The organism is Streptomyces sp. NPDC030245 (genome assembly GCF_055572995.1).
Window position 1 is genome coordinate 177,600 of sequence record NZ_JBVICF010000005.1, and the last position, 26,410, is coordinate 204,009.

At 72.3% G+C, this 26,410-nt stretch carries 25 protein-coding genes and 7 tRNA genes; 14 read left to right on the plus strand and 18 right to left on the minus strand.

Features of this window, described 5'->3' with window-relative positions; genetic code table 11:
* The first annotated feature begins 165 nt into the window (after positions 1-165).
* A complete protein-coding gene (locus tag ACZ4Z4_RS15530) occupies positions 166-2,373 on the plus strand; it encodes an elongation factor G-like protein EF-G2 (RefSeq protein WP_468327128.1) in 2,208 nt (735 codons plus the stop codon).
* Positions 2,374-2,551: 178 nt separating this feature from the next.
* The gene (locus ACZ4Z4_RS15535) at positions 2,552-4,219 is read left to right on the plus strand and encodes a hypothetical protein (RefSeq protein WP_468327130.1); all 1,668 of its coding nucleotides are present in this window, start codon (positions 2,552-2,554) and stop codon (positions 4,217-4,219) included.
* A 42-nt stretch (positions 4,220-4,261) separates the two neighbouring features.
* On the opposite strand, the gene ACZ4Z4_RS15540 is transcribed toward ACZ4Z4_RS15535, so the two are convergent.
* The 4 genes from ACZ4Z4_RS15540 to ACZ4Z4_RS15555 form a co-directional block, all read right to left on the minus strand.
* Positions 4,262-4,825 carry an HIT family protein gene (locus ACZ4Z4_RS15540; protein ID WP_468327131.1) on the minus strand — a complete coding sequence of 188 codons (564 nt, stop codon included), beginning with the start codon at positions 4,823-4,825 and terminating at the stop codon, positions 4,262-4,264.
* Between the two features lie 57 nt (positions 4,826-4,882).
* Positions 4,883-6,862, minus strand: a complete 1,980-nt coding sequence (thrS, locus tag ACZ4Z4_RS15545; protein WP_468327133.1) for a threonine--tRNA ligase — start codon at positions 6,860-6,862, stop codon at positions 4,883-4,885.
* 118 nt (positions 6,863-6,980) lie between these two features.
* Positions 6,981-8,219 carry a hypothetical protein gene (locus ACZ4Z4_RS15550; RefSeq protein ID WP_468327135.1) on the minus strand — a complete coding sequence of 413 codons (1,239 nt, stop codon included), beginning with the start codon at positions 8,217-8,219 and terminating at the stop codon, positions 6,981-6,983.
* Positions 8,219-8,785, minus strand: a complete 567-nt coding sequence (locus ACZ4Z4_RS15555; protein WP_468327137.1) for a DUF4365 domain-containing protein — start codon at positions 8,783-8,785, stop codon at positions 8,219-8,221. Before ACZ4Z4_RS15555 ends, ACZ4Z4_RS15550 begins: the two co-directional genes overlap by 1 nt.
* A gap of 168 nt (positions 8,786-8,953) precedes the next feature.
* Here ACZ4Z4_RS15555 and ACZ4Z4_RS15560 point away from each other — a divergent pair, with 168 nt between their 5' ends.
* A complete protein-coding gene (locus ACZ4Z4_RS15560; RefSeq protein WP_468327139.1) occupies positions 8,954-9,679 on the plus strand; it encodes an exonuclease domain-containing protein in 726 nt (241 codons plus the stop codon).
* Positions 9,680-9,769: 90 nt separating this feature from the next.
* Here ACZ4Z4_RS15560 and ACZ4Z4_RS15565 read toward each other — a convergent pair.
* Both ACZ4Z4_RS15565 and ACZ4Z4_RS15570 read right to left on the minus strand, forming a co-directional pair.
* Positions 9,770-9,841, minus strand: a tRNA-Val gene (locus ACZ4Z4_RS15565).
* Between the two features lie 39 nt (positions 9,842-9,880).
* Positions 9,881-10,327: an SRPBCC family protein gene (locus tag ACZ4Z4_RS15570; RefSeq protein ID WP_468327141.1), complete on the minus strand. Its 447-nt coding sequence runs from the start codon at positions 10,325-10,327 to the stop codon at positions 9,881-9,883.
* A 91-nt stretch (positions 10,328-10,418) separates the two neighbouring features.
* Between ACZ4Z4_RS15570 and ACZ4Z4_RS15575 the strand changes: the two genes are divergently transcribed.
* Positions 10,419-12,857 carry an SCO7613 C-terminal domain-containing membrane protein gene (locus tag ACZ4Z4_RS15575; RefSeq protein ID WP_468327143.1) on the plus strand — a complete coding sequence of 813 codons (2,439 nt, stop codon included), beginning with the start codon at positions 10,419-10,421 and terminating at the stop codon, positions 12,855-12,857.
* A gap of 148 nt (positions 12,858-13,005) precedes the next feature.
* On the opposite strand, the gene ACZ4Z4_RS15580 is transcribed toward ACZ4Z4_RS15575, so the two are convergent.
* A tRNA-Val gene (locus ACZ4Z4_RS15580) sits at positions 13,006-13,077 on the minus strand.
* A 66-nt stretch (positions 13,078-13,143) separates the two neighbouring features.
* Positions 13,144-13,578 carry a TIGR02611 family protein gene (locus ACZ4Z4_RS15585; RefSeq protein ID WP_468327144.1) on the minus strand — a complete coding sequence of 145 codons (435 nt, stop codon included), beginning with the start codon at positions 13,576-13,578 and terminating at the stop codon, positions 13,144-13,146.
* A gap of 191 nt (positions 13,579-13,769) precedes the next feature.
* On the opposite strand from ACZ4Z4_RS15585, the gene ACZ4Z4_RS15590 reads away from it, so the two are divergent.
* Both ACZ4Z4_RS15590 and ACZ4Z4_RS15595 read left to right on the plus strand, forming a co-directional pair.
* Entirely contained in the window at positions 13,770-14,183 is a 414-nt protein-coding gene (locus tag ACZ4Z4_RS15590; RefSeq protein ID WP_003959770.1) for an SsgA family sporulation/cell division regulator, read from the plus strand.
* A gap of 222 nt (positions 14,184-14,405) precedes the next feature.
* Positions 14,406-14,963, plus strand: a complete 558-nt coding sequence (locus ACZ4Z4_RS15595) for a CGNR zinc finger domain-containing protein (protein WP_468327146.1) — start codon at positions 14,406-14,408, stop codon at positions 14,961-14,963.
* Positions 14,964-14,991: 28 nt separating this feature from the next.
* Here the strand turns inward: ACZ4Z4_RS15595 and ACZ4Z4_RS15600 are convergent, their stop codons facing one another.
* A complete protein-coding gene (locus ACZ4Z4_RS15600; RefSeq protein WP_468327714.1) occupies positions 14,992-15,333 on the minus strand; it encodes a hypothetical protein in 342 nt (113 codons plus the stop codon).
* A gap of 184 nt (positions 15,334-15,517) precedes the next feature.
* On the opposite strand from ACZ4Z4_RS15600, the gene ACZ4Z4_RS15605 reads away from it, so the two are divergent.
* Entirely contained in the window at positions 15,518-17,080 is a 1,563-nt protein-coding gene (locus ACZ4Z4_RS15605) for a DUF4874 domain-containing protein (RefSeq protein ID WP_468327148.1), read from the plus strand.
* 35 nt (positions 17,081-17,115) lie between these two features.
* Here the strand turns inward: ACZ4Z4_RS15605 and ACZ4Z4_RS15610 are convergent, their stop codons facing one another.
* Positions 17,116-17,562, minus strand: coding sequence for a hypothetical protein (locus ACZ4Z4_RS15610; RefSeq protein WP_468327150.1), 447 nt, complete (start codon positions 17,560-17,562; stop codon positions 17,116-17,118).
* Positions 17,563-17,747: 185 nt separating this feature from the next.
* On the opposite strand from ACZ4Z4_RS15610, the gene ACZ4Z4_RS15615 reads away from it, so the two are divergent.
* Positions 17,748-18,269, plus strand: a complete 522-nt coding sequence (locus ACZ4Z4_RS15615) for a DsbA family protein (protein ID WP_468327152.1) — start codon at positions 17,748-17,750, stop codon at positions 18,267-18,269.
* A gap of 4 nt (positions 18,270-18,273) precedes the next feature.
* Here ACZ4Z4_RS15615 and ACZ4Z4_RS15620 read toward each other — a convergent pair whose 3' ends face one another.
* Genes ACZ4Z4_RS15620 through ACZ4Z4_RS15630 form a run of 3 tightly spaced genes read right to left on the minus strand, consistent with a single transcriptional unit; the run spans position 18,274 to position 20,995 of the window.
* Positions 18,274-19,098, minus strand: a complete 825-nt coding sequence (locus tag ACZ4Z4_RS15620; protein WP_468327154.1) for a GNAT family N-acetyltransferase — start codon at positions 19,096-19,098, stop codon at positions 18,274-18,276.
* 53 nt (positions 19,099-19,151) lie between these two features.
* On the minus strand, positions 19,152-19,973 hold the full coding sequence (locus ACZ4Z4_RS15625) for an aminotransferase class IV (protein WP_468327156.1): 822 nt from the start codon (positions 19,971-19,973) through the stop codon (positions 19,152-19,154).
* Positions 19,970-20,995, minus strand: coding sequence for a chorismate-binding protein (locus ACZ4Z4_RS15630; RefSeq protein ID WP_468327668.1), 1,026 nt, complete (start codon positions 20,993-20,995; stop codon positions 19,970-19,972). The genes ACZ4Z4_RS15625 and ACZ4Z4_RS15630 overlap by 4 nt, the downstream gene beginning before the upstream one ends.
* 187 nt (positions 20,996-21,182) lie before the next feature.
* Between ACZ4Z4_RS15630 and ACZ4Z4_RS15635 the strand changes: the two genes are divergently transcribed.
* The 5 genes from ACZ4Z4_RS15635 (at position 21,183) to ACZ4Z4_RS15655 (ending at position 21,654) form a co-directional block, all read left to right on the plus strand.
* Positions 21,183-21,255 (plus strand) — tRNA-Gly (locus ACZ4Z4_RS15635).
* A 40-nt stretch (positions 21,256-21,295) separates the two neighbouring features.
* A tRNA-Cys gene (locus ACZ4Z4_RS15640) sits at positions 21,296-21,369 on the plus strand.
* Between the two features lies 1 nt (position 21,370).
* A tRNA-Val gene (locus tag ACZ4Z4_RS15645) sits at positions 21,371-21,442 on the plus strand.
* Between the two features lie 36 nt (positions 21,443-21,478).
* Positions 21,479-21,550, plus strand: a tRNA-Val gene (locus ACZ4Z4_RS15650).
* 29 nt (positions 21,551-21,579) lie between these two features.
* Positions 21,580-21,654 (plus strand) — tRNA-Val (locus tag ACZ4Z4_RS15655).
* 61 nt (positions 21,655-21,715) lie between these two features.
* Here the strand turns inward: ACZ4Z4_RS15655 and ACZ4Z4_RS15660 are convergent.
* The 4 genes from ACZ4Z4_RS15660 to ACZ4Z4_RS15675 form a co-directional block, all read right to left on the minus strand.
* A complete protein-coding gene (locus ACZ4Z4_RS15660; RefSeq protein WP_468327158.1) occupies positions 21,716-22,018 on the minus strand; it encodes a TFIIB-type zinc ribbon-containing protein in 303 nt (100 codons plus the stop codon).
* A gap of 71 nt (positions 22,019-22,089) precedes the next feature.
* Positions 22,090-23,046: an aminoglycoside phosphotransferase family protein gene (locus tag ACZ4Z4_RS15665; RefSeq protein WP_468327160.1), complete on the minus strand. Its 957-nt coding sequence runs from the start codon at positions 23,044-23,046 to the stop codon at positions 22,090-22,092.
* 221 nt (positions 23,047-23,267) lie between these two features.
* Complete coding sequence (locus ACZ4Z4_RS15670; RefSeq protein ID WP_055569527.1) at positions 23,268-23,471, minus strand: hypothetical protein; 204 nt, start codon at positions 23,469-23,471, stop codon at positions 23,268-23,270.
* Between the two features lie 209 nt (positions 23,472-23,680).
* Positions 23,681-23,947, minus strand: coding sequence for a hypothetical protein (locus tag ACZ4Z4_RS15675; protein WP_468327162.1), 267 nt, complete (start codon positions 23,945-23,947; stop codon positions 23,681-23,683).
* Positions 23,948-24,143: 196 nt separating this feature from the next.
* On the opposite strand from ACZ4Z4_RS15675, the gene ACZ4Z4_RS15680 reads away from it, so the two are divergent.
* Positions 24,144-25,487 carry a serine/threonine-protein kinase gene (locus ACZ4Z4_RS15680; RefSeq protein WP_468327670.1) on the plus strand — a complete coding sequence of 448 codons (1,344 nt, stop codon included), beginning with the start codon at positions 24,144-24,146 and terminating at the stop codon, positions 25,485-25,487.
* A 31-nt stretch (positions 25,488-25,518) separates the two neighbouring features.
* Here ACZ4Z4_RS15680 and ACZ4Z4_RS15685 read toward each other — a convergent pair whose 3' ends face one another.
* Complete coding sequence (locus ACZ4Z4_RS15685; protein ID WP_468327164.1) at positions 25,519-26,337, minus strand: TrmH family RNA methyltransferase; 819 nt, start codon at positions 26,335-26,337, stop codon at positions 25,519-25,521.
* Positions 26,338-26,410 lie beyond the last annotated feature (73 nt).

The window sequence follows — 26,410 nt, forward strand, 5'->3', positions numbered from 1 at the left end:
GATCGCGTACGACGTATGGACGCAGAGTGACCCGAGTGGAAAGCTCGAAAGCATGACGGGCGCCGCCGGGGCCGCCCCGCACCCGGCCCCCGCGCGTCCGCGAGCAGCCAGCATCCCCGAGGGGGCTGAGCCTCCTCACCGTGCACGTAACCGGGAGGCCAAGGCATGGGCGACAAGGCGAACGCACACCCCGGAGCCGCCGGCAGGGCAGCATCGGCCGACCACCCCGCGTCCGTACGGAATGTGGTGCTGGTCGGCCACAGCGGTTCGGGCAAGACGACGCTGGTGGAGGCTCTCGCGCTGACCGCGGGGGCGGTGAACCGGGCGGGCCGCGTGGAGGACGGCACCGCCGTCTCCGACTACGACGAGATCGAGCACCGGCAGCAGCGCTCGGTGCAGCTGTCCCTGGTCCCCGTCGAATGGGGCGGCTACAAGATCAACCTATTGGACACCCCTGGATACGCCGACTTCGTCGGGGAGTTGAGGGCCGGTCTGCGGGCAGCGGACGCGGCCCTCTTCGTCGTCTCGGCGGCGGAGGGCACCGAAGGCATCACCGGCGCGACCCGCATGGTGTGGGAGGAGTGCGCGGCGGTCGGCATGCCGCGGGCCATCGTGGTCACGCACCTGGAGTCGGCCCGCGCGGACTTCACCGACATGACCCGCACCTGCGCCGAGGCGTTCGGCGCCGACGACCCCGATGCCGTACTGCCGCTGTATCTGCCCCTCTACGGAGAGCAGGGGCCGGACGGCCACGCCCCGGTCACGGGCCTAATCGGGCTGCTCTCGCAGCGGATCTTCGACTACGCCTCCGGGGAGCGCAAGGAGTCCGAGCCGGGCGAGGACCAGCTGCCGCTGATCGAACAGGCACGTAACACGCTCATCGAGGGGATCATCTCCGAGAGCGAGGACGAGTCCCTCATGGACCGCTATCTCAGCGGCGAGGACATCGACTTCAAGACGCTCGTGGACGACCTGGAGCGGGCCGTCGCGCGCGGCATCTTCCACCCGGTGCTGGCGGCCGCGCCCGCCGCCGAGGGCGCCCGGCAGGGCATCGGCACGGTCGAGCTCCTGGAGCTCATCACGGGCGGCTTCCCGACCCCGCTGGAACACCCGGCGCCGGCCGTGACCACACCGGACGGCAAGGCGCGGCCCGCGCTCACCTGCGACCCGGAAGGACCGCTCGCGGCCGAGGTCGTGAAGACCGCGTCCGACCCGTACGTGGGCCGGATCTCGCTCGTCCGCGTCTTTTCCGGGACCCTGCGCCCCGACGAGACCGTGCACGTCTCCGGGCACGGCCTGGCCGACCGCGGCCACGAGGACCACGATGTCGACGAGCGCGTCGGCGCCCTCTCCTCCCCCTTCGGCAAACAGCAGCGCACACTCACCCGGTGCGTCGCGGGCGACATGGCGTGCGTGGCCAAGCTGAACCGGGCCGAGACCGGCGACACGCTGTCCGCGAAGGACGACCCGCTCCTGATGGAGCCCTGGGACATGCCCGACCCGCTCCTGCCGCTCGCCATCCAGGCGCACAGCAAGGCCGACGAGGACAAGCTCTCGCAGGGCCTGTCACGGCTCGTCGCCGAGGATCCGACGATGCGGCTCGAACAGAACCAGGACACCCATCAGGTGGTCCTGTGGTGCCTGGGCGAGGCGCACGCCGACGTGGCCCTGGAGCGGCTGCGCAGCAGGTACGGCGTCCAGGTCGACGTGATCCCGCACAAGGTCTCCCTTCGGGAGACGTTCGCCGGCAAGTCCGGCGGCCGGGGCCGCCATGTGAAGCAGTCGGGCGGTCACGGGCAGTACGCGATCTGCGAGATCGAGGTCGAGCCGCTGCCCGGCGGCAGCGGCATCGAGTTCGTCGACAAGGTCGTGGGCGGCGCGATCCCGCGGCAGTTCATCCCGTCCGTCGAGAAGGGCGTGCGCGCCCAGGCGGCGAAGGGTGTCGCCGCCGGGTACGCGCTGATCGACGTGCGCGTCACGCTGCTCGACGGCAAGGCGCACTCGGTGGACTCCTCCGACGCCGCATTTCAGACGGCGGGGGCGCTCGCGCTGCGCGAGGCCGCGGCCGGGGCCCGGATCCATCTGCTCGAACCGGTCGCGGAGGTGCGGGTCCTGGTCGGCGACGACTACGTGGGCGCGGTGATGAGCGATCTGTCGGGCCGCCGCGGCCGGGTGGTCGGCACCGAGCAGGCAGCCGGCGGGCGGACCCTGGTGCGGGCCGAGGTCCCCGAGATCGAGATCGGCCGGTACGCGGTCGACCTGCGCTCCCTCTCGCAGGGCACCGCGCGCTTCAGCCGTACGTACGCGCGTCACGAGCCGATGCCTCCGCAGCTCTCCGAGAGAATCCGCGAACAGGCGCGGGGCGGCTCGTAGTTGGACCGCCCGGCGCGGGCCGCCCGCCGCCCTTTCCGGGCGGGCGGCATTCCGCCGTCCCCTGACGGATGTCGGTGCTCCCCGATACGCTGATGACCTGATCAACGGTGTACCGACGGCAACAGGTGTGCCGGACAGGGAAGTCGGGAAGAGCCGCAGGAGCAATGGCGTCGCGGCGATGGGGGCGGCAGTGGCGGACGATGTATTCGACTTCAGGCCCGGGGCCCAGGTTCCTCTCTCGGGCGCCGCGGGACAGACGGCGGCGACGCATGCCCTGGCCTCGGCGGCGTACCGGGACGGCGATGTCGAGGGCATCCTGGCGGCCAACAGCGAGTGGCACAAGTCCGAGGTGAAGCCCGGCCTCTTCTCCCTCTTCAAGCCGAATCTCGGCGAGGCGTTCGCGCGGACCGTGCAGGTGCGGATGCTGGGCGGCGGCCGCAACCCGCTCATCCAGTCCTTCGGGACGGAGCCGCAGGCGGTCGTCGAGCACTGCCTCGCGGCGAACCGTATCCGCAAGGAGCGCGACAGCTGGCTGACCGCCGTGATGGTCCTGTGCGGGCTGCTGTTCCTGCCGGGCCTGCTCGTCTGGCTCCTCGTCTTCACCATCCGCAGGCAGGTCGCCAAGAGCGAGGACAAGCGCGCGGGCGCGCTCGCGACGGCCGTCCTGGTGGCCGTGGGGGTGCTCGCCGCCCTCGCCCTCCTGAAGCTGCCGTTCGACGGGTTCTGGGCCTGGTATCTGCGCGCGGCGATCGTGCTCCCCGTGGTGGGCTGGTTCTGGGCCAAGCAGATCGCCGAGCGCACCGCCCACGACCTGCGCGACCGCTGGTCGAGCCTGCTCGCGGGCGGCGGCATCGGCGCGAAGATCCCCGAGGCGGTGCCCGGCAGCCCCGGCGAGACGGCCGCCGAGCGGCTCCGCCAGGGCCTGGCGAGGCTCTCCGCGGAGCAGCAGAGCAACTCCGTGTTCTACGCCGGGCCCAAGGGCATATTGGGCATGGGCACGCGCTGGGGCAGCTGGCAGCTGGCCGAGGAGCTGGTGCCCGCCGACCCGGCCAAGGAGATCCACCCCTTCCGCAGCTGGGACGTCATACGGGCGGTGCACGACCAGCTGCGCATGCTGGAGCGCGGTCCCCTGCACACCGGCGGCTTCCCCACCCCGGACATAAAGCACTGGATCGTCTCCCCCATCGGGGAGAACGCCAAGGCGGTGTCCCGCCCCACCGGCACGGACGTCGAGGCCTTCCAGATCCGCGGCCACGAAATACAGCGGATCTGCAACGAACAGCAGTTCGGCAGCGGCAACCGCCACTACCTGGGCGTGCAGTTCACGCTCTGGGACGGCCAGTTGGTCATCACGATGCTGATCACGGTGACCGTGCTCCACGAGACGCTGCGCATCGAGGTCACCGGCCACGCGCTCGGCCCGGTGAACTCACTGTTCACCACCAAGCCCTCGCCCAAGACGAAGACGGTCTCCAAGGCGATCAAGTTCTGGGAGACCACCACGCGCAACCTGCCGCTGATCGACGCCGACGAGGTCGTACGCCTGGCGGTCCGCGCCCCCTTCACCTGGTACCCGCCGCTCCTGGACTACCTCGGCGGCAAGCTGGTCCTGCCCGAGCCCTTCGGCCTGCGGCACGCCTGGGCGGACAAGCCCTGGCGCCACCGCTTCATGGCCGACGACGCGCTGCGCGCCGCCACACCCGTGCTGCGCGTGGTGCACTCGGCGGCGATCAAGGTCCTGGAGGAGAACGGCGTGGACACGACCAAGTTCGGCGCCCGCTCCGGCTTCCTCAGCGGCGCGATCCAGGACCCGATGCCGAGGAAGGCGGACGTGTACGACGCGTAGGGGGCGTACGGACGCGGGAGGAGCGGCGGACCGGTCCGCGGCCTAGAGAGCCGCGGGCCAGGCGTCCGCGAGCATCTTGCGGGTGTCGGCGAGCAGCTGCGGCAGCACCTTGGTGTGGCCCACGACCGGCATGAAGTTGGTGTCGCCGCCCCAGCGCGGGACGACGTGCTGGTGCAGGTGCGCGGCGATGCCCGCGCCCGCCACGGCTCCCTGGTTCATGCCGATGTTGAAGCCGTGCGCGCCGGACGCGGTGCGCAGCGCCTTCATCGCCTGCTTGGTGAGCTCGCCGAGCTCGGCCGTCTCCGGACCCGTCAGCTCCGTGTAGTCGGCGACGTGGCGGTAGGGCACGACCATCAGGTGGCCGCCGTTGTACGGGTAGAGGTTGAGGACCGCGTACACGTGCTCGCCGCGCGCGATGACGAGACCGTCCTCGTCGGACTTGGCCGGGATGGAGCAGAAGGGACAGCCGTCGTCGGCCCCCGGTCCCGTGGGCTTGTTCTCGCCCTGGATGTACGCCATCCGGTGGGGCGTCCACAGGCGCTGGAACGCGTCCTGTGCCCCGACTCCGATCTGCTGCTCCGGCTCACTCGTCATGGGGTGAAGCATATGACTTGGCCCCGGGGAGAGGTCCCCGGGGCCCGAGCTCAACGCGGTGTCACCGGGTCAGACCTGGACGCGGTCCTCGACCGCCTTCACGATCTTCGCGATGGCCTCGTCGACGGGGATGCCGTTCTCCTGCGAGCCGTCGCGGTAGCGGAAGGAGACGGAACCGTTGTTCATGTCCTCGTCGCCCGCGATGACCATGAAGGGCACCTTGGCCTTCTGCTGGTTGCGGATCTTCTTCTGCATGCGGTCGGACGACGCGTCGACCTCGACCCGCAGCCCCTGGGCGCGCGCCTTCTCGGCGAACTCCTGGAGGTACGTGACGTGCGCGTCGCCGATCGGGATGCCGACCGCCTGGACGGGCGCCAGCCAGGCCGGGAACGCGCCCGCGTAGTGCTCCAGGAGCACGCCGAAGAACCGCTCGATCGAGCCGAACAGGGCTCGGTGGATCATGACGGGCTGCTGGCGCGAGCCGTCCGCCGCCGTGTACTCCAGGTTGAACCGCTTGGGCTGGTTGAAGTCGACCTGGATGGTCGACATCTGCCAGGACCGGCCGATGGCGTCCTTGGCCTGGACGGAGATCTTCGGGCCGTAGTACGCGGCGCCGCCCGGGTCGGGCACCAGCGGCAGGTTCTGCTTCTCGGCGGCGAGCCGCAGCGCCTCGGTGGCCTCCGCCCAGTCCTCGTCCGTGCCGATGAACTTGTCGGAGTCGTCGCGGGTGGACAGCTCCAGCTCGAACTCGGTCAGGCCGTAGTCACGGAGCAGGTCGAGCACGAAGGTCAGGAGCGTGTCGAGCTCCTGCGGCATCTGCTCCTTGGTGCAGTAGATGTGCGAGTCGTCCTGGGTGAAGCCGCGCGAGCGGGTCAGGCCGTGCACGACGCCCGACTTCTCGTACCGGTACACGGTGCCGAACTCGAAGAGCCGCAGCGGCAGTTCGCGGTAGGAGCGGCCGCGCGACTTGAAGATGAGGTTGTGCATCGGGCAGTTCATCGCCTTGAGGCGGTAGTTCTGCTCGTCGAACTCGATGGGCGGGAACATGCCCTCCGCGTAGTGCGGCAGGTGGCCCGAGATCTCGAAGAGCTTCTCCTTCGAGATGTGCGGGGTGTTCACGAACTCGTAGCCCGAGACCTCGTGGCGGCGCCGCGAGTAGTCCTCCATGACCTTGCGGATCACGCCGCCCTTGGGGTGGAAGACCGCGAGGCCCGGGCCGAGCTCCTCCGGGAAGGAGAAGAGGTCCAGCTCGGAGCCGAGCTTGCGGTGGTCGCGCTTCTCGGCCTCGGCGAGGAACTCCAGGTGCGCCTTCAGCTCATCCTTCGACGGCCAGGCGGTGCCGTAGATGCGCTGGAGCTGCGGGTTCTTCTCGCTGCCGCGCCAGTAGGCGGCGGCGGAGCGCATCAGCTTGAAGGCGGGGATGACACGGGTGCTGGGCAGGTGCGGGCCTCGGCAGAGGTCCTTCCAGCACAGCTCGCCGGTCTTCGCGTCGAGGTTGTCGTAGATGGTCAGCTCACCCGCGCCCACCTCGGCGTCGGCGCCGTCGGCGGCCTGCGCGGCGTTGCCCTTGAGGCCGATGAGCTCCAGCTTGTACGGCTCGTCGGCGAGCTCGACGCGCGCGTCGTCGTCGGTGGTGACGCGCCGCGAGAACTTCTGCCCGCGCTTCTGGATCTCCTGCATCTTCTTCTCGATGCGCTTGAGGTCCTCGGGGGTGAAGGGCTCCTTGACGTCGAAGTCGTAGTAGAAGCCGTCCCGGATGGGCGGGCCGATGCCGAGCTTGGCGTCGGGGAAGAGCTCCTGCACGGCCTGCGCCATGACGTGCGCGGTCGAGTGGCGCAGAATGTTCAGGCCGTCCTCGGAGGAGATCTCGACGGGCTCGATCTCGTCGCCGTCGGCCACGGCGTACGCCAGGTCCTTCAGCTCGCCGGCCACACGCGCGGCGACGACGGTGCGCTCGCCGGGGAAGAGCTCGGCGGCCGTAGTGCCCGTCGTCACCACGCGCTCTTCCCGCTCGGAATCGCGTTGGATGATCACACGGACGTCTGACACCGGTCTCTCCTAGCTGAAGGGGGTGCGGCGCTTTCCACTGCGCGCGCAAGAGGGATCGTACCGAGCCACGGGCCCCCGCCGCGAAACGGATATCCCCCGCCCCTTCTCCCCGCCCCCCTCACTCCGTGCCGCACGCCTCCTCGAAGAAGTCGAGGTTCTCCTGGAGCGACTTCATGAGGCGGTCCCGTTCCGCGTCGTCCACCTGCACGGGCACCACCCCGGTCGCCCCGGTGAGCCTGCGGAAGCCGCCGCGGCTCTCCAGCCGCCCGTGCACGCGGATCGGCAGCCCGACCAGGTGCGCGTGGCCCGCGATGCGGTACGCCTCCTCGTCCAGGGTCATCCGTACGTGCGGGACCTCGGCCCCCGCGATCACCCGGATCCGCACCGTGCCGTCCCCGCTCGGCGCCGCCCGCCGCATCCGCACCACGGTGCCGGTGATCCGCACCGGCACCGACGGCTCGGCGCGCAGGTACCGGGCGCCCGCCGCGCGCAGCGCCGCCAGGTCACCGGGCGAGAACTCGACGGGCCCGGCACCCGCCGTGCAGCCTTCGGGCACGCCTGCGCCCGGCGCCCACTCCACCGCGACGCGCGCGCCTTCCGTGCCGCGCACCAGCGCCACGATCGCCTCGGTCAGCTCGTGGCTGACGCCCGCCTCGACCGCCCCGTCGAAGGCGTCCATGCCCCCGGTGGCGCGCTGGTAGTCGACGGCCTCCCGGGCCGCGTACAGCGCCTGGTGCAGCCGGATCGCGAGGGGCCGTCCGGTCACGACGGGGATGAAGGCGGTGAGCCTGCGCCCGCCCGTCGCCGGACCCACCAGGACGTTCTCCAGGGACGCGGCGGCGGGCCCGCGGTGGCGCGCGCCGTGGTACCCGGCGCGGGCGCGGGCGGCGAGCGCGCCGGCGAGCAGCATGCGGCGTGCGGCGGAGCGCAGCTGTTCCTCCGCGGGCCAGGTCGCGGTGCCTGCGGGCCCCACCGGTTCGTCGCGCCACCAGTGGATCTCGTCGCTGGGCACGGCGAGCGCGAGGAGGACGTCGCGGGCGGCGGGCGAGTCGCTGCGGGACAGCGCGACGAGCGCCTCGCCGATCAGGTCCTCGCAGTCGGGGAAGGCGCGGCTCTCCGGCACGAGCAGGCTGGTGCCGGCGCCGCCGGGGCCCGGTGGGGTCCACCGGGCGTAGCGGCCGGGGGCTCCGCCGCGCCGCTGCCAGCCGTGCCGGGCCAGGAGCGCGCCGAGGACGGCGGGGTCGACCGAGGAGGGTTCGGGCGACCGGGTCCAGCGGGCCGGGGCCGGGTGCGGGCGGCCGGGCGGCAGGGGCTCGTCGTGGTCGAAGGGGCGGTGCGTGTCGCAGGGGCGGTCCATCAGGGTCGTCCTCCCGTCCCGACGCGCGTCATGATCTCGCAGAGGGCCCGGTCGTCGAAGATCCGCGAGGTCGGGACGCGCACGGTGGTCCTGCGCCGGCCGGTCACGGGATGCCCGGCGAGGTTGGTCCAGTAGCAGCAGTGCCGCAGGTCGAGCCGGTCGTGTCCGGCGCGCAGCCAGTCGTCCCGCGACCGGGGCACGAGCATCACGACGAGGATCTTGTGGACCGAGACCGGGGTGCGGGCGAGCTTCTCCAGGTGCGGGTTGTCGAGCGTGAAGGAGAAGGCGGGCCCGGCCGGGTTCGGCGGTATCTGGTAGGTGCACTTCAGCTGGACCTTGATGGTCACCTCGTCGTCGACCGTGTGTCCGGGCGCGCTGTGGCTGACGTGCCAGTCGATGCCGTTGTCGGGGAACGGCTGGGAGAGCGAGCATCCCGCGGCCGCCGCGACGGCGTGCAGATAGCCCACTTGGAGCGTCTCCATACAGGCGGTGGTGGCGAGTGTGCCGCGCGGCGGTGCGATCCGCTCGGGCAGCAGCCCACCCTGTTCGGGCTGCGCGAGCGCCATGGTCAACAAGCCTTCTCAGTACGGTGGTTACCCGCTCGGGCGGTCAATTTCAAAGCCCCGTACCTCTGTTGTCTCCGGGCCGCGTACAGCGCAAACGGCCCGGGTATCACCGTCGTGGGCAGGGGACCGAACGTCATCTGCCGGGACTGATCGAGGAGTTGCACCACCATGACGTGCTGGTACGAGGGCCCCTTGGCCGCATTCGACACGGAGACCACGGGCGTCGACGTCGAGACCGACCGGATCGTGTCGGCCGCCGTCGTCGTCCAGCAGGGCGCGGGAACCCGACCGCGCATCACCCGCTGGCTGGTGAATCCGGGCGTACCCGTGCCCGAGGCCGCCACCGCGGTGCACGGGCTGACGGAGGATCACCTACAGCGCAACGGCCGCTGGCCGGCGCCGGTGATGGAGGAGATAGCGCGGGATCTGGCCGAGCAGGGCGCGGCGGGCCGGCCGATCGTGGTGATGAACGCGCCGTTCGATCTGACCATCCTGGACCGGGAGTTGCGCAGGCACCGCGCCTCGTCCCTGAGCCGCTACATGGAGGGTTCATCGCTGTGTGTGATCGACCCCCGGGTCCTGGACAAGCAGCTCGACCGGTACCGCAAGGGCCGCCGCACCCTCACCGACCTGTGCGCGCACTACGAGGTGGAGCTGGCCGAGGCCCATGACGCGGCGGCGGACGCGCAGGCCGCGATGGATGTCGTACGCGCGGTGGGGCGCCGTTTCGCGGCGCGTCTGGAGCGCCTTTCGCCGGCCGAGCTGCACACGTTGCAGGCCGTCTGGCACGCGGCGCAGGCGCGGGGTCTTCAGGCGTGGTTCGCGAAGAGCGGCACGCCGGAGGCCGTGGACCCGGCGTGGCCGCTGCGTCCCGAGCTCCGGACGGCCGCCTGACGTGCGCGGCTGCGGGCGCGAGGCGGCGGGCCCTTGGCGCCGGGGCAAGAAAAAACCGGTCCGCCTGCTGACGGACCGGCATTCTCCGGGTGGGCGATACTGGGTTCGAACCAGTGACCTCTTCGGTGTGAACGAAGCGCTCTCCCACTGAGCTAATCGCCCGGGAACGCACTGAACAATACAGGTCCGGGCGCCCTTCCTTCAAACCGCTCCCAGCCGGGCCGCCAGACCGCGCCGGCCGGCGCGCATCATCACGGCGTGGTTGAGCAGGAACAGCGGGCGTCCGGGGACGGCGAAGCGCCGCATCAGGGGACTGCGCACGTCGACCTCCTGGTCGTAGCGGGCCCGCGTTCCGGCGGGTGCGGCGGTGAGGGTCCAGCGCGCCCAGCCGTCCAGATCCCCGGTCATGCCGATCTCCAGCACCCTGGCCGCGGGGTCGCGGCGCCGTTCCTCCGCGGTGACGACGATGTCGTACGGGAGGAGGGACCGGAAGCGGACGATGCCGCTGCGGTCGTCGATGCGTTTCACCTCGCGCACCTGCGGCCACCACTGCGGATAGTCCTCGGCGCGCTCCAGCTCGGCGTAGGCGTCGGCGGGCGCGCCGGGTATGTGCCAAACGCTGCGGAAGCGGTAGTGGTTCCAGTCCATGTACCGAGTCTGCACGCTCGTCCGCATCTGAGTACGACTCTGAGTATCCACGCCCATGTCCCGTGGAGTGGCGCGGACCACACTCCGAGGCATGACGAACATTCCGCCCCCGGCCGAGGAGCTGCGCCTCCTCGACCGGGAGCTGCGCCAACTGGAGGCGCGCAGGACGCTGTTGCTCCAGCGCCGGGCCTGGCTGCTCGGTGTCGCCCTGCGCGCGGCGGGACCGGCCGGGCAGCCCCCTCGCCCGGCCGGTCCGCCCGCCCCCGGAGCCGCGCCGCCGAGCGCGCAGAACGTCCTGCTCACGCTGGGCGGGGTGCTCCTGACCGTCGCGGCGATCGCCTTCACGGTGGTGAGCTGGGGCCACTTGGGCATCGGCGGCCGCAGCGCGGTCCTCGGCGCGGTGACGCTGGCGGCGCTCGCCGCTCCCGCGCTCCTGCTGCGCCGTTCGCTGCGTTCGACGGCGGAGGCGGTGGCGGGCCTCGGGCTCGCGCTGACCGTCCTCGACGCGTACGCGCTGCGCTACCTGTCCCTCTCCGACACGGGCGTCCTCGGCTATGCGGCGGGGACCTCCGCGGTCCTCGCCACGCTGTGGGCGGGGTACGGGCTGCTGCTCTGCGGGCTGCGCGCACCGCTGCCGACGGCGGTCGCGACGGCCCAACTCCCCCTGATCCTCTGGGCGGGCGCCGCGCACGCCGGTGAGCACGCGATGACGGCGGCGCTGCTCGTGACGGCGGCCTTCGACACCGGGCTCGCCCTGTGGGCGGGCGTCCGTTCCGTGCGGGTCGTCGCCGCGGCCGGGGCCTGCGTGCTCGGTCTGTGGGGCGCGGCGGGTGCCGGCTGGCTGTCCGCGCGGGCCGTGGACCCGGCCGGTGCGGCACGCGCGGGCATGCTGCTGCTGTTCGCCGCGCTGATCGCGCTGGCAGCCGCGTGGTGGGCGAAGAACCAGGAGGTGGTGACCGGAGCGGCGGCCTTCGCCGGCCTGCTCGTGGTGGCCGCATCCGGCGGTGTGCTCCGCACCGTGCTGCCCGCCGCGTGGACGGTGCCGGCCTATCTGGCGTGCGGCATCGCCCTGTTGGGTGCCGCACGGACCGCGCTCCCCCGGCCGCTGCGGCGCGGGATCGTCGCAGCGTCGGCGGCGGTGCAGGGCTGCGCGGTGCTGTGGGCGCTGCCGGTCGCCTGGGTCGCGCTGCTCGGGCCGGTCGGCTGGGCGACCCGGGTCTGGTCGGGGACGCCCTCGGACCCGCGGGACGCCCTGCTGCTCGAACTGCCGCTCCCGCACCCGCTCCTGGCCCCTCCGGTCCTCGTGACCGTCGCCGCCGTACTGGTCGCGGCGCGCGGCCCGCTGGGCGGGACGGCCCGGCGTGCGGCCCGGTACGGCGCGCCGGTGCTCGCCTGGTCGGCGGCGATGGCACTGCCCGCGGCCCTCCGCCTTCCCTACGAGGCCGGGCTCGCAACACAGCTCGTGCTGACCGCCGCACTGCTCACGACGGCAACCCGAAGCACGCCCACCGCACCCACCACGTCGGCCGTCCCCACCGCCCCCGCCACCCCCATCACCCCCGCCCTGATCGCCTCCCTCCTCGCCCTGTTGTCCTCGGTCAGCGTCGCGTTCCTCTCGTTGGCCACGAGCGCGGCCACCCTCACCACGCTGGGCGTGCTCACGGCGCTGTACCTCGGCGTCTGCGTGCGCATGGCGCGGGGCGCGGTGACCGCGCCGGGCACGGCGGTGACCGCGGGGTGTGCCGCCCTCGCCCACGCCACCGCGCTGGTCTGCGCCGCGGGCGCCGCGTGGGGGCTGCGTACGGAACACATCGGGCTGCTCACCCTGGCCGTCCCGGCCCTCGCCGCCGTCGCCGCGGCGCGCCTCGGCCGGCATCCCCTCGCACCGCCCGTCGAGGTCACGGCGGCCGGATCCGCGGCCGTCGCCGTCCTGCTCGCCGCGGGCACCGCGCCCACCCTGGCGCTCGCCCTCGCGCTCGGCGGGCTCATCGCGTCCGGCACCGCGCTGCGTCCGGACCGCAGGCCCGTCGGTTACGCGGCCGGGGCGCTGTTCGTCCTGGCGAGCTGGGTCCGCCTCGCCTCGTGGGAGGTGTCGGCCCCGGAGGCGTACACCCTGCCGGTGACGATCCCCGCGCTGCTCCTCGGCCTGCTGCGGCGCCGCCGCGACCCCGAGACCTCCTCCTGGACGGCGTACGGACCGGGCCTCGCGACGACGCTCCTGCCGAGCCTCGCCGCCGCCTGGGGCGATCCGTACTGGCAGCGTCCGCTGCTCCTCGGCACCGCGGCCCTCGCCCTGACACTGCTGGGCGCCCACCACCGGCTGCGCGCCCCGCTGGTCCTGGGCGGCACGGTCCTCGCCCTGGACGCGCTCCACGAACTGGCCCCGTACATCGTGCAGGCCGTGGGGGTCCTGCCCCGCTGGCTGCCGCCCGCGCTCGCGGGTCTGCTGCTCCTCGCCGTCGGCGCGACGTACGAGCAACGGCTGCGGGACGCGCGGCGGTTGCGGAATGCGCTCGACCGAATGCGCTGATTCCCGGGCGCCGCATCCGCTGATTCCGGGGCGCCGCCGCGACATGCGGAGTCAATGAGCCCACATGTCGACCCGTCAATTCCGTTGAAAATCAGGGGAATACGAGAACGGCCCGGAGGCTCAAAAGCCTCCGGGCCGTAATCCGGGGTGGGCGATACTGGGTTCGAACCAGTGACCTCTTCGGTGTGAACGAAGCGCTCTCCCACTGAGCTAATCGCCCCGGGCGCAGAGAGAACATTACCGCATGTCAGCGGGTGCTCCGGACCGCCCTGGAGTCACCCGGAGGTCACTCCTTGATCTCCCACGGCATCGTGATGCCGAACTTCCACACGTAGACGGCGACGAGCACCGCGACGATCACGAGCCCGACCGTCGTCAGGATGATGTTCCTGCGGCGGACCTTCGGGTCGAGTGCGCGCTGCGCCGCCTCGGTGACCTTGCGCTTCGTCCAGCGCAGCACCAGCTGGGCCCAGACGAACTCGGTGGCCCAGATCGCCATGCCGCCGAAGATCACCAGCCAGCCCGGCCCCGGCAGGGGCAGCATGATGATGCCCGCGACGACGACCGCGAGACCGACGATGAAGACGCCGACCTGCCAGCTCAGGTGCAGCGCCTTGCGGGCCTGGACGAACTCCGGCGCCCGAGAGCCGAGCGGCTGGTCGGGCTTGACTCCGGCGACGGGATCCGTGACCCCCGCCGGCTCGTTACTCCCCGTATTCATGCGGCCAAACCTTACCGGACGGAAACCCGTCACCGGAATGGGCGCACGAAGAGACGGGACAACCCGCCATACGAGGCGTCTAAAGACACACAAAGCCCTCAGAGGGGTTTACAACGGCACCGTAGGTGGCATGTCGATTTCGCCGACGTGCGAATCCCCGAGCGCACACTGAGCGAAAGGCCCTGGCGCTTATGAACACCACGGTCAGCTGCGAGCTGCACCTGCGCCTCGTTGTGTCGAGCGAGTCCTCACTGCCTGTACCCGCAGGACTGCGGTATGACACGGCCGATCCCTATGCCGTGCACGCCACCTTCCACACCGGAGCCGAGGAAACCGTCGAGTGGGTGTTCGCCCGCGACCTCCTCGCCGAGGGCCTGCACCGGCCCACCGGTACCGGCGACGTCCGAGTCTGGCCGTCCCGTAGCCACGGTCAGGGCGTCGTCTGCATCGCCCTGAGCTCCCCGGAGGGCGAGGCTCTGCTCGAGGCCCCGGCGCGGGCCCTGGAGTCCTTCCTGAAGCGGACGGACGCAGCCGTGCCACCCGGCACGGAACACCGCCACTTCGATCTCGACACGGAGCTCTCTCACATCCTGGCCGAGAGCTAGCGCCACAAGGGCGCGTCGAGAACCACCACGCCGTCCGACTCGGGGCGACGGCGCTAGCAGTCACGGCACAACGACACAACGACACAAGGCGAACAGACGCAGACACCGGCGCCGTCGCCGCGGACCCCCGCGGCGACGGCGCCGGTGCGTCCCGGGGTCCAGCCGCTAGCATCGGCCAGCATCGGCGGGCACAGGCCCGACCCCCAGGCCAGGGAGCGAATCGTGCTGATCACCCACGACACCCGGTGTTCTCTCGACGCCGTGGTCGATCTGGTGAACACCGCACCGGAGACGAACGGCGCAGACGGGCTCGCGAATGTGGCGTCGCTCGGTGAATTCGTACGAAGCCACGACGTCAGCGATGTCGGCACGCTCTCCGAAGGCGACCTCGCCGACGTCCACCGCATCCGCGCCCGCTTCGGGGAGGTCTTCGCCAACCCCGAACCGCAGGCCGCGTCCGTGATCCTCAACGAACTGATCGCGGCGGCGGGCACCACGCCCCGGCTCACCGACCACGACGGCTACGACTGGCACATCCACTACTTCGCGCCCGGCGCCTCCATCGCGGACCACCTCGCGGCCGACTGCGGGATGGCGCTGTCCTTCTTCCTCGTCGCCGGGGAGCAGGAGCGGCTGCGGCGCTGCGAGGCCCCGGACTGCCGGCACGCCTTCGTCGACCTCTCCCGCAATCGCTCGCGCCGCTACTGCGACAGCCGCACCTGCGGCAACCGGCTGCACGTCGCCGCATACCGCGCCCGCCGCAAGGAGGCCGCGGGCTAGCGGAGCCGCGGCCTGCCGGAGACTCGGCCTACAGCAGAAACAGGTCGTGCAGCGTTGCCACCAGGATCAAGGTGCTGATCACCGCCAGGAAGATCATCAAGGGTGGCTGCGAGAGGGCGAAGAGACAGCCCTGCCGCTCCTCGTCGCCGGTGGGCCGCTCCGCTTCGCCGCCGTCGCTGACGTGCCGCGCTTCCGCGTCGGTGGCGCGCCGCGCTGCGGCGTCAGTGACGCGCCGCGCTTCGGCGTCGGTGGCGAGCCGCTCGGGGTCGGCAGGTCGTCGCTCATGGGCCGGTGCCGGTCGCCGGCCGTCGTGCGGCTGTCCGCCGTCGTCCGGCGGGGCGGCATCGCCCTCTGTGGTGGTGTCAAGCATCTCGCGGTGATGATGACGCAGCCGCCGGGTGGTCGCCTACCAACACGCCCGGCCGGAGCGGCAGTTCGCCGGATCCCGTGAACGGGCGAAAGTCCAGTGCCCAGCGCGTTCCGTCCATGGCTCACGGGCGCCTCCCCTCGCGAGACTCGACGGCACCGTCCGCACTCGAACGAGGGAGCCGCTCATGTCCATGGAACGCAGACGGCTGTTGACGACCGCGCTCGGCACGGCGGCACTCGGCACAGCGGCGGCCGCGGCGGTGCCGCTGGGCACCGCGTCGGCCGCCACCGGCCGCACGGGCCCGTGGCACCGCGTCCCGCACCGCGGCATCCGCCCCGACGACCCGGAAGGCCGCGCCCCGCTGCCGAACCCGCGTCGCGGCTTCCGCTACGAGATGTCGTACAACGCCCGCGACCTGACGAGCCCCTGGCCCAACGAACAGGACCACTCCCCCGACGCCGCGCGGACGCTCGACCTCCTGGAACGCGAGTACGGTCCCGGCGCGAACCTCACCCAGCTGTACTTCTACCTCTGGGACTACGCCACCTCGACGATCCCGCAGAGCGCCCTCGACAACATCGAGAGCGTCTTCCGGGGGCTGCGCGCCAAGGGGTACGCGGCGGTCCTGCGCTTCGTGTACGACGACGGGGTGCGGGAGAACCGGCGCTACACCGTGCGGGACATCCAGCGGCACATCGGACAGCTGGCGCCGCTCGTGGCGCGCAACAGCGACGTCGTCGCGGTCTGGCAGGCGGGGTTCCTCGGCACCTGGGGCGAGTGGCACGGCAGCCACTACCGGCACGAGACGTACCCCGACGCGGTCACCGCCATCATGACGACGCTCGTCGAGGCGCTGCCGCCGGGCCTGCACACCCAGGTCCGGTACGCGGAGAAACGGGACATGATCACCAACAGGGCGATCCTCGACCGCGTCGGCTTCCACAACGACTACGTGACGCTGGGCGAGGGCCTGTGGGACTACTACGTGCCGGGCAACCCCGGCTGGCCCACCTACCTCGACGTCTCGCGGACGCGGATGACGGACGGCGAGATGCCGTGGGACAAGGGGCAGAGCTCCGATCCCTACGCGTGGAGCACCGTCATCCCGGGGATCGCCGCGGCACGGCGGCTCCAGACGCTCCGCTTCGACACCCTCTCGCTCGTGCACAACGCCACCGTCACCATCCCGGGCTGGAAGGCCGCACGGCTCACCGAGCGGCAGGTCGTGGAGGCGCGGCTTCCGGTGTCGGACGGATACTTCGAGGACCGGCGGGGGCGTGCCGTGGACCGCAGCCAGTTCGAGTACCTCCGCGACCACCTGGGCTACCGGCTGGAGGTCCGGGAGGCGCGCTACGACCTCTCGGCGGTCCGGCGGCAGGGGCGCCTCCCGGTGGAGTTCGACGTGGTCAACCGCGGCTTCGCGCCGCCCAAGCAGCCGCGTCCCGCCCGTCTTGTCCTGCTGGACGCGGCGGGGCGGACGGTGGCCTCGGCCGACACGGGTGCGGACTGGCGCGACTGGCAGCCCCAGGGGCGGGCGGAGACCGACGACGACCACGCGCCGCCCGCGGCCTCGACCGTAGGCGCGGAACTAACCGTTCCGCCGGGAGCGCGAGGACCGCACCGCATCGGCCTCACCCTGCCCGACCCCGCCTTTCCCGCACGGGGACGGGCGGTGCGGTGCGCGAACGCGTCGGTGACGTGGGTGGACGGCGTCAACGTCCTGGCGGAGGTCCGGCTGGACCGCTGAGCACGGGGCGGGAGTCCCGGGGGTCTCCCGGGGGTTCATATGCCGTGCTTCTTCAGGATCGCCTCGATGTCGCTGAAGTCCTCCGCCGGCGCGGTCGCCTGCTGCTTCGCCGCGGGCTTGGCGGCGGCCGGGCGGGCGCTCTGGCCGAGTGAGGGCGCCGAGGCCGCGGGGGCCACCGCATCGCGCCGGGCGGCCTTCGCGGCCCTGCGCTCCTCGCGGGTGCCGCGCGAGCGGCGCTCCACCGCGCGCGTGCCCAGGAACATCAGCCAGGCCACGCCGAGCACGCCGAAGCCGACCCACGCCTTGAGGCTGAACGCGGTGTCGGCCGCCCACCCCACCACACCCGTCAGGACGAGGCCCACCGGCACCAGGGAGTACCCGGCGAGGCGGGCCGCGCTCAGGAAGCGCTTGCGGTACGCCATGACGGCGGCGATGCCCAGTCCTGCCGCGGACACGGCGGAACAGACGGTCTCGGCAATCATCCGGCCCTCCAGGCATCCAGGTCTTCGGGCGCGCGCCGCTGATGACGCGCTCTCCCCTCCATCCTGCACCGGGCGGGGGCCGCCGGGCCACGTCCTGCGCGGACCTCAGGGACATCTCCGGGTCATCTCGGGGTCGGGCTCCTCCCCAGGTCCCGGTCCGCCTCCCCGGGTGGAAGACTGTTCCCATGAACGACTCCACCCCCGCCCGCCCCGTCGTCCTCGACGTCTGGTGCGAGTTGCAGTGCCCCGACTGCCGTACCGCCCTCGACGACGTGCGCGCCCTGCGCGCCCGCTACGGCGACCGCGTCGAACTGCGCCTGCGGCACTTCCCCCTCGAGAAGCACAAGCACTCCTTCGCCGCCGCCCAGGCCGCCGAGGAGGCCTTCGAGCAGGGCAAGGGGTGGCCGTACGTCGAGGCGGTGCTCGCCGGGGTGGAGAACCTCGGCAGCGAGGGCGAGAAGTACCTGGTGGACACCGCCCGTGAACTCGGCCTCGACGCGGAGGAGTTCGACACCGCGCTGATCGACGGGCGGCACATCCTGATCGTCGACGCCGACCAGGCCGAGGGCAAGGCGATCGGCGTCACCGGCACGCCGACGTACGTCATCGGCGGCGAGCGCCTGGACGGCGGCAAGAGCCAGGAGGGCCTGCGCGAGCGCGTCGAGGCGATCGCGGACCGTCTCCTCGCGGCGGACGCCTCTTCCTAGGTCTCTAGAGCAGCGGTTTGTAGAGGTAGTACGAGACAGGTTCGTAGCCCAGCGACTCGTACAGGCGCAAGGCCGGGGTGTTGCCGGCGAAGACGTTGAGGCCGATGTGGTCCCGGCCCGCCGCGCGGCCCTGCGTCTCCGCGACGAGCATGAGGGAACGGCCGTGACCCCGCCCGCGGTGCGCCTCGGCCACCTCCACGTTGTGGACGAAGGCGTCCTCGCCCTCCAGAGCGACCCACAGTGTGCCCACCCGCACACCGTGGTGGGTCAGGACGCTCACCCAGGAGTCAGGCGTGGCGAGGCCCTGCGGGAGCAGGCGCGCGTGGTCGGCGCGCGCCTTGGCGCGCGCCTCCGCCTCGGGCACACCGCGCTCCGTCCAGTCCCGTACGTAACCGTCCTCCTCCTGCGCGAGCCACGGTTCGTACTCCTCCTCGGCCATCGGGCGCCACTCGACGCCGTCGGGCAGGGCGAGCGCGTCGGCGGGCAGCGGTTTGCGCAGCACGCGGCTCCGCTCGACGTACCCCAGAGCGGTGCAGAGACGCAGGGCCGCGGTGGCGTCGGCGGGGACGGTGACCTCGATGCGCGTACACCCCCAGCCGCGCGCCACCTCCTCCGCGGCCAGCGCCGCCACCGTGCCGCGCCCGCGTCCCCGGTCCGGCTCCGCGATCCGCAGGTCGCGGACCCGGCAGACGCGGGGCCCGAAGACCTCGTGCGTGGCGAGGCCTATGGACCCGACGGGACGGCTGTTCACACAGACGTCGTACGTGCGCGCCTTGCCGCCGTCGGCGCTCTGCTGAAGCGGCCCGGTCGGCCGCAGGGTCGTGGTCATCCCTCAGGTTCTACCCGCCACGGGCCCGCGCCGTCACCGGGAATTCCCGGGAGTCACGGGTCCAGGTCGTCCGCGGCCCGCTCGTCGAAGATCCGCATCGCCTTGGTGGTCACCGGGCCCGGGGCCGCGGGGAGTTGACGTGCGTCGACGCGGTGCACGGCCTGCACGTCGCGCAGCGTCGAGGTCAGGAAGACCTCGTCGGCGCGGTCCAGGACGTCCAGGGGCAGGTCCGTCTCGTGCGCGCCCGTCCACTCGACGGCCAGCTCGCGCGTGATGCCCGCGAGGCACCCGGAGGCGACCGGCGGGGTGTGGATCTCGCCGTCGAGAACGACGAACACGTTGGATCCGGTGCCCTCGCAGAGCTGTCCGACGGTGTTCGCGAACAGTGCCTCCGAAGCGCCCTGCTCGCGCGCGCGGGCCAGGGCCACGACGTTCTCCGCGTACGAGGTGGTCTTCAGGCCGGCCAGCGCGCCGCGTTCGTTGCGGGTCCACGGCACCGTGACCACCGCGGTGGTGTCGGGCCGCCGTGTGGCCTCGCCGAGGGCCACGACGAAGGTGGTGCCCTGGTCGCCGCGGTCCGAGCCGAGCGGCGAGAGGCCCCCGGTGTAGGTGATCCGCAGCCGGCCGAGCGGGAGGGGGTTGGCGGCCAGGACGGCGGCGCAGGCGCGGCGCGCCTCGTCGAGGTCGGGCTCGGGCAGCCCGAGCCCGCGCGCCGACTTCGCGAGCCGGGCGAGGTGTCGGGTCAGGGCGAAGGGGCGGCCCTCGACCGACTTCACCGTCTCGAAGATGCCGTCGCCGACCGTAAGACCGTGGTCGAGGACGGAGACGCGGGCGTCGTCGAGGTCCTTCAGCCCGCCGTTGAGCCAGATCTTCACGTTGTGGTCCCTCCGCTCGCTTCGTACGCACCCGACGCTACCGCCAGCAGCCTCGCGGCCTTCAGCTCGGTCTCCCGCCACTCCCCCTCGGGGTCCGAGCCCCAGGTGATGCCGGCCCCGGTGCCGAAGCGCAGGACGCCCTCGGCCCGGTCGATCCAGAAGGTGCGGATGCCGACGGCCAGCTCGCCGGTGCCCCGGTCGGCGTCGACCCAGCCGACGCCGCCGCAGTACGGGCCGCGGGGCGCGGTCTCCAGCTCGTCGATGATGCGCAGGGCGCTGGACTTCGGGGCGCCGGTGACGGAGCCGGGCGGGAACGCGGCGGCGAACAGCTCGGGCCAGCCCGCGCCGGGCCGCAGCTCGCCGGCGACGGTGGAGACGAGGTGGACGAGTCCGGGGTGCTTCTCGACGACGCAGAGGTCGGGGACGGTGACCGAGCCGGTCGCGCAGACGCGTCCGAGGTCGTTGCGGACGAGATCCACGATCATGACGTTCTCGGCGTAGTCCTTCTCCAGGAGGTCCGCCTCGGTCCGGCCGGTGCCCTTGATGGGGCCGGACTCCACGGAGCGCCCCCGGCGGCGCAGGAAGAGCTCGGGGGAGGCCGTGGCCACCTCCACGCCGTGCTCGGGCAGCCGAATCGTTCCGGCGTACGGAGCGGGGTTCCCGCGCGCGAGGAGGGACGTCAGGGCGTCCACGTCGGCGTCGGCGGGGACGGGCGCGGACAGGACGCGGCAGAGGTTGGCCTGGTAGACCTCGCCGGCGGCTATGTACGCGCGTACGCGGCGTACGCCGTCCGTGTACGCGGCGCGGTCGAGGGACGACGTCCAGTCGGCGGCGGCCGGGCCGTGCCACTTCCCGGGGACGGGGGCGGGCACGGCTTCCGTGCGCACGTCGTCGAAGCGGGCGCAGACCATGCCCCCCTCGAAGTCGGCGGTCACCGCCCAGAAGCCGGTGGAGTCCAGGGCCGCGGGGTCGCTGGTCACGTCGCGCAGGCCGGTGGCCACGAGACCGCCGAAGCGCGCCATGGGAGGGAGCGTGGAGGAGGACGTCAGAGGGGGGTTGTGCACGGCTGCGAGTCTATGACCGGCGCGCCGGCCGCGCCTCGGACCAGGGACAGCGCAGCACGCTGCGCAAACGCGTTTTTGTACTGGCCCAGGAATCCGCTAGAGTTCAACACGTCGCCGGGACGCGCAAGCGGACCGGGAAAGACAAGCGGACGTAGCTCAGTTGGTAGAGCGCAACCTTGCCAAGGTTGAGGTCGCCAGTTCGAACCTGGTCGTCCGCTCGCAGGAAAGTGGGGGATCTTCCCGAACCCCTACACTCCTGGTGGAGTGGCCGAGAGGCGAGGCAACGGCCTGCAAAGCCGTCTACACGGGTTCAAATCCCGTCTCCACCTCCAAGGACGATTAGCTCAGCGGGAGAGCGCTTCCCTGACACGGAAGAGGTCACTGGTTCAATCCCAGTATCGTCCACTGGATCTTCGGATCCTGGTCCTCGGACCGAATCCCGCGCGATTAGCTCAGCGGGAGAGCGCTTCCCTGACACGGAAGAGGTCACTGGTTCAATCCCAGTATCGCGCACGCAGTACGCAGCAAACGCAGGTTCACCTGCGCGATTAGCTCAGCGGGAGAGCGCTTCCCTGACACGGAAGAGGTCACTGGTTCAATCCCAGTATCGCGCACCACCCACCGAAGCCCCCGGTCGTCTCCACGACCGGGGGCTTCGTCGTTCACTTCGCTGTGCGTTCAGGACGAGAAGAGCATGTGCCCGAAGCTCTTGTGGCGCTTGTGGCCGTAGTGGTCGCCGTGGCCGTGGTGGGCGACGTGCGGGGCGCCCCAGGCGGGCGCCGGGGCCGCGGGGTAGGCCTGGGGGGCGGCGGGCGGCGCGGGCGGCGGGGGAACCTGCTGTCCCCACTGGGCCTCCAGGCGGGTCAGGGACTCCAGCTCGCCGTAGTCCAGGAATATGCCGCGGCAGTTGTTGCACTGCTCGATCTGGACGCCATTGCGGTTGTACGTGTGCATCGGTGCGTGACACTTGGGGCACTGCATGGGGACGGCTCAACTCCTCGCCGGTGGTGACTGCTTCGCCGGGAGACTGCCCGGCTTCGGTGTGTTGCACCCTACTTCGTCGGGTCCGGTGCCAACTCGGGCGGGCGAGCGGCCACTCCGGCCATCCGGGCGCAGGCGTCGACCAGAGCCTGTTCCACCTCGTCCAGGGGGCGTCCGGCGGCCACCGACTTGGCGATCGCCAGGGCCGCGGTCTGCACGGTCAGGGCGCGGGCGGGGACGTCCAGGGCGGGCCAGGGGTCGGAGCCGTCCACGGGGACCGCCCGGCCGCCGGCCCTCCGATAGGCGTCCAGGAACCGCGTCCACTCCTGCGGAGCGAGCAGGCCGCACGCGTACCAGGCGGCGGGGCGCGCCAGGTCCCAGGCGGGGTCGCCGCCGCCGAGGTCGTCCACGTCGATGAGCAGCCAGTGCCCCTCCGCCGCGCGCACGAGCTGGCCCAGGTGGAAGTCGCCGTGGCACAGGTGCCGGGGTCCGGGCGCGGCGGCCTCGGCGCGGGCCCAGGGCGGCAGGCCCGCCCAGGCGCGCAGGACCGGGGGCGCCGCGGGGTGCGGGCCCGCGGCGCGAAGCCGCTCCACGGCCCGTGCCGCCTTGGCGGGGCCCCGCATCGGCGGGAGCGGGCGCGGCAGCGCGGCCTGGGGCGTGGCGTGCAGGCGGGCGAGGAGGGTGGCGGCGGCCTCCCAGGGGGCGGCGTCCGGGTCGTCGCGGTCGACCGGGGTGCCGTGGGGCCAGTACGTCACGGGGTGCCCGTGCAGCACGTCCGCGCCGGCTCGCAGCGGAGCCAGCAGGACACCGGGCAGGCGTGCGGCCACGTCGAGACGTACCGCCAGCTCTGCCGGCTCCGTGTCGGCCGCGTGCGCCTTCGCGACCAGGTCACCGTGTCGGACCACGGTGCCGTCCGCCCGGTCCGCGAGCACCTCGTCCCCGGCCCCGCAGACGCAGGGCCCGCCGGGGCGGGCGTGGGCCGCGGCCCGGGCCTTGGTGGTCAGAGCGCTGCGGATCGCAATGGTCACGTGCTTTCCCGTACGTCGAAGTGCCGTCGCCGAAGCGTACGACCGACCGCACGCCGTGAGCGCACCGGCCGGGCGGCCCCGGTGGCGGGCGGCGGGCATGGCAATGCCCGCGCAGCTCCCCAGCTGCGCGGGCATTATGCCGTCCGCCGCACCCCCGTCCCCACGGGGTTTCAAGGCCGGATGTCCCCGCCCGGACCGCTCTTCCGGGCCCGGGGCGCCGCTCAGCGCCCCAGCATCACGCCTACGGACGACGCTTGTGTGACCACTGCCTCCCAGCCGCCGAAGACGACCACGAGCAGGGCTGCCAGGGGGAGGACCATGGCCGTCGCCACCAAGGGGTGGCGCGTGCCGGACGGGCGGACGCCGAACGCGGAGAACCTGCGCCCTTGCGTGCGGATCATGGTCCGCGGTGCCGTGTCCGCCATGATTCCTCTCCTGACCGCTTCGATGTGGATCTGGGGCGGCGAGTGTCTGACCTCGGGGGACGAGTGCTCCACCCGCCGCTTGACCTCAAATTTAGGCGCGCGGGGGAACCACGGCGTCATGCCCTCGTACCGATTGCCGGGCCTCCCGGAGGATGAGCGGCCGAGGTGCGCGTACTCCCGTGGGTGGAGACCGGGTCCTAGGACGGGTCCTAGGACTCAGGGTCTTCCCGGAGGGGACGCGCCGTGGTCTCGGAGGCGTCCTCCCTGGGGACGGGCTGTTCCACCAGGGCCAGGACCCGGGTCGCCATGAAACGCGCCGTACGCACCACAGACCCGCTACGGGTGACTTCGCTCACTTCGACCACTCCCCTGCGGACCGCCGTCTCCACCCGCCGACCGGCCCTGCTCGCCACCACTTCGTACGTCCGAGTCGTGTCACCGGCGTCCACGACTATCTCCACACGATCACCCTTCACGGGATCAATCCCCCTTCAGTGACGGTTGGTTGGAGCACGGGGCGACGGCAACGGCCGCCCGTCCCCCGTCCCCTGACCACTCTTCAAGTTTCCCACCCGGCACTGACAATCGATCGCCCCGCGAGGGCGCGGCCTCTGCACGTGCCCGGCCGCGGAAACGTAAGCTGTGGCTCGTCAGACGGACCGGGTAGCGGGGATGGACATGGCGATGATGCGGCTCCGGCGCGAGGACCCGCGTGTCGTCGGCTCGTTCAGGCTGCACAGGCGCCTGGGCGCCGGCGGCATGGGGGTCGTCTATCTGGGGTCGGACCGGAGGGGGCAGCGCGTCGCCCTGAAGGTGATCCGGCCCGATCTGGCGGAGGATCAGGAATTCAGGTCGCGGTTCGCGCGGGAGGTCTCGGCCGCCCGCCGTATCCGCGGCGGCTGCACGGCGCGGCTCGTCGCCGCCGATCTCGAAGCGGACCGGCCGTGGTTCGCCACGCAGTACGTCCCCGGGCCCTCGCTGCACGACAAGGTCGCCGCCGAGGGGCCGCTCTCCGCGGCCGATGTCGCGGTGGTCGGCTCGGCGCTCGCCGAGGGTCTCGTCGCCGTGCACGAGGCCGGTGTCGTCCACCGTGACCTCAAGCCGTCCAACATCCTGCTGTCCCCGAAGGGGCCGCGGATCATCGACTTCGGTATCGCGTGGGCCACCGGCGCCTCGACGCTGACGCATGTCGGGACCGCCGTGGGCTCCCCCGGCTTCCTCGCTCCCGAACAGGTGCGCGGTGCGGCCGTCACCCCCGCCACCGACGTCTTCGCGCTCGGCGCCACGCTCGCGTACGCGGGCATGGCGGACTCGCCCTTCGGCCACGGCAGTTCCGAGGTCATGCTCTACCGGGTGGTGCACGAGGAGGCGCAGCTGCACGGCGTGCCCGACGCGCTCGCGCCGCTCATCAGGGCCTGCCTCGCCAAGGACCCGGAGGAGCGGCCCAGCACGCTGCAACTGTCGCTGCGGCTGAAGGAGATCGCCGCCCGCGAGGCCCAGGGCATCGGCGAGGCGCGGCCGCCCGCGCCCCGGCAGGACCACCAGGACCGGCCGACGGGCCGGCTCGCCGAGAGGTATCTGGACGAGCGCACCCAGCGGCGGGCCGCCCCGGGCGCCACTCCCCCGCCGCGGTCGGGCCCGGCCAGGACCGGTCCGTCCCGCCCGGCCGCGCCACGCTCCGGCGCCCGGCCCACCGGGCCGCGCAACACCACCCGCTCCGGCGGCAGGCCCGCCCCGCGCAGCGGCACCGGGCGCCAGGGCCCGCGCACCACAGGGACGGGCCGTCGCGTGCCCGCCAATCCGCGGCTGCTGCGGCAGCGGCTCACCGTGTTCGTCGTCGTGACGCTGCTGGTCGCGCTCGGCATCGCGGCGGCCCAGGGGTGCCAGGGACCCGCGCGGAGCCTCGGCGACACGGGCGTACACCAGCAGAAGCAGTCACAGGCGCAAGCACAGGAGCAGTCACAGGCGCAGGTGCCGCGTCCGCAGGGCGGCCCGGGGGCCGACGTCCGCGGCTGAGAGCCTGTCCGCGGACCCGCGCCCTGCCCTGTCAGAGCTGTGGGCGGCCCGTCGCCACCGCGTAGAACGCGACCGCCGCCGCCGCGCCCACGTTGAGCGAGTCCACGCCGTGAGCCATCGGGATGCGCACCCATTCGTCGGCGGCGACCAACGCCTGGGTGGAGAGTCCTTCGCCCTCCGCGCCGAGCATCAGCGCGACGCGGTCCATGCGGTGGGGGGCCGCCTCGTCGAGGGACTTGGCCTTCTCGTCCGGGGTGAGGGCCAGCAGGTTGAAGCCCGCCTCGCGCACGCCCTCCAGGCCCTTGGGCCAGGACTCCAGGCGGGCGTACGGGACCGAGAAGACGGCTCCCATCGAGACCTTGACCGAGCGGCGGTAGAGCGGGTCCGCGCAGTCCGGGGAGAGCAGGACGGCGTCCATGCCGAGCGCCGCCGCCGAGCGGAAGATCGCGCCGATGTTGGTGTGGTCGTTGACCGCTTCCATGACGACCACGCGGCGGGTCGTGGCGAGGAGTTCGTCGGCGGTGGGCAGCGGCTTGCGCTGCATGGAGGCGAGGGCGCCGCGGTGCACGTGGTAGCCGGTGACACGCTCGGCGAGGTCGGGGGTGACCGCGTAGACCGGCGCGGGGATTTCGTCGATGACGTCGCGCATGACGTCGACCCACTTGGCCGAGAGCAGCATCGAGCGCATCTCGTAGCCCGCGTCCTTGGCCCGTCTGATGACCTTCTCGCCCTCCGCGATGAACAGGCCCTCGGCCGGTTCGCGCTTGCGGCGCAGCTCGACGTCGGTCAGGCCTGTGTAGTCGCGCAGGCGCGGGTCGTCGGGGTCGTCGACGGTGATGAGATCAGCCACAGGGTGATACTGCCTTGTCCTGGGTGTGGTGCCAACGGCTCCGGACGGGTTCCGTTACCGCTGGTTACTTGCG

Excerpts from the sequence above, each read along its gene's own strand:
- ACZ4Z4_RS15530 (WP_468327128.1), top strand. The coding sequence starts at position 166 with ATGGGCGACAAGGCGAACGCACACCCCGGAGCCGCCGGCAGGGCAGCA.
- ACZ4Z4_RS15585 (WP_468327144.1), bottom strand. The coding sequence starts at position 13,578 with ATGAATACGGGGAGTAACGAGCCGGCGGGGGTCACGGATCCCGTCGCC.
- ACZ4Z4_RS15555 (WP_468327137.1), bottom strand. The coding sequence starts at position 8,785 with ATGGCGCTCGCGCAGCCCGAACAGGGTGGGCTGCTGCCCGAGCGGATC.
- ACZ4Z4_RS15615 (WP_468327152.1), top strand. The coding sequence starts at position 17,748 with ATGAACGACTCCACCCCCGCCCGCCCCGTCGTCCTCGACGTCTGGTGC.
- ACZ4Z4_RS15670 (WP_055569527.1), bottom strand. The coding sequence starts at position 23,471 with ATGGCGGACACGGCACCGCGGACCATGATCCGCACGCAAGGGCGCAGG.
- ACZ4Z4_RS15570 (WP_468327141.1), bottom strand. The coding sequence starts at position 10,327 with ATGGACTGGAACCACTACCGCTTCCGCAGCGTTTGGCACATACCCGGC.
- ACZ4Z4_RS15660 (WP_468327158.1), bottom strand. The coding sequence starts at position 22,018 with ATGCAGTGCCCCAAGTGTCACGCACCGATGCACACGTACAACCGCAAT.
- ACZ4Z4_RS15575 (WP_468327143.1), top strand. The coding sequence starts at position 10,419 with ATGACGAACATTCCGCCCCCGGCCGAGGAGCTGCGCCTCCTCGACCGG.
- ACZ4Z4_RS15550 (WP_468327135.1), bottom strand. The coding sequence starts at position 8,219 with ATGGACCGCCCCTGCGACACGCACCGCCCCTTCGACCACGACGAGCCC.
- ACZ4Z4_RS15560 (WP_468327139.1), top strand. The coding sequence starts at position 8,954 with ATGACGTGCTGGTACGAGGGCCCCTTGGCCGCATTCGACACGGAGACC.
- ACZ4Z4_RS15605 (WP_468327148.1), top strand. The coding sequence starts at position 15,518 with ATGTCCATGGAACGCAGACGGCTGTTGACGACCGCGCTCGGCACGGCG.
- ACZ4Z4_RS15630 (WP_468327668.1), bottom strand. The coding sequence starts at position 20,995 with ATGGCGCGCTTCGGCGGTCTCGTGGCCACCGGCCTGCGCGACGTGACC.
- ACZ4Z4_RS15600 (WP_468327714.1), bottom strand. The coding sequence starts at position 15,333 with ATGCTTGACACCACCACAGAGGGCGATGCCGCCCCGCCGGACGACGGC.
- ACZ4Z4_RS15535 (WP_468327130.1), top strand. The coding sequence starts at position 2,552 with ATGGGGGCGGCAGTGGCGGACGATGTATTCGACTTCAGGCCCGGGGCC.
- ACZ4Z4_RS15590 (WP_003959770.1), top strand. The coding sequence starts at position 13,770 with ATGAACACCACGGTCAGCTGCGAGCTGCACCTGCGCCTCGTTGTGTCG.
- ACZ4Z4_RS15680 (WP_468327670.1), top strand. The coding sequence starts at position 24,144 with ATGGACATGGCGATGATGCGGCTCCGGCGCGAGGACCCGCGTGTCGTC.
- ACZ4Z4_RS15610 (WP_468327150.1), bottom strand. The coding sequence starts at position 17,562 with ATGATTGCCGAGACCGTCTGTTCCGCCGTGTCCGCGGCAGGACTGGGC.
- ACZ4Z4_RS15540 (WP_468327131.1), bottom strand. The coding sequence starts at position 4,825 with ATGCTTCACCCCATGACGAGTGAGCCGGAGCAGCAGATCGGAGTCGGG.
- ACZ4Z4_RS15620 (WP_468327154.1), bottom strand. The coding sequence starts at position 19,098 with ATGACCACGACCCTGCGGCCGACCGGGCCGCTTCAGCAGAGCGCCGAC.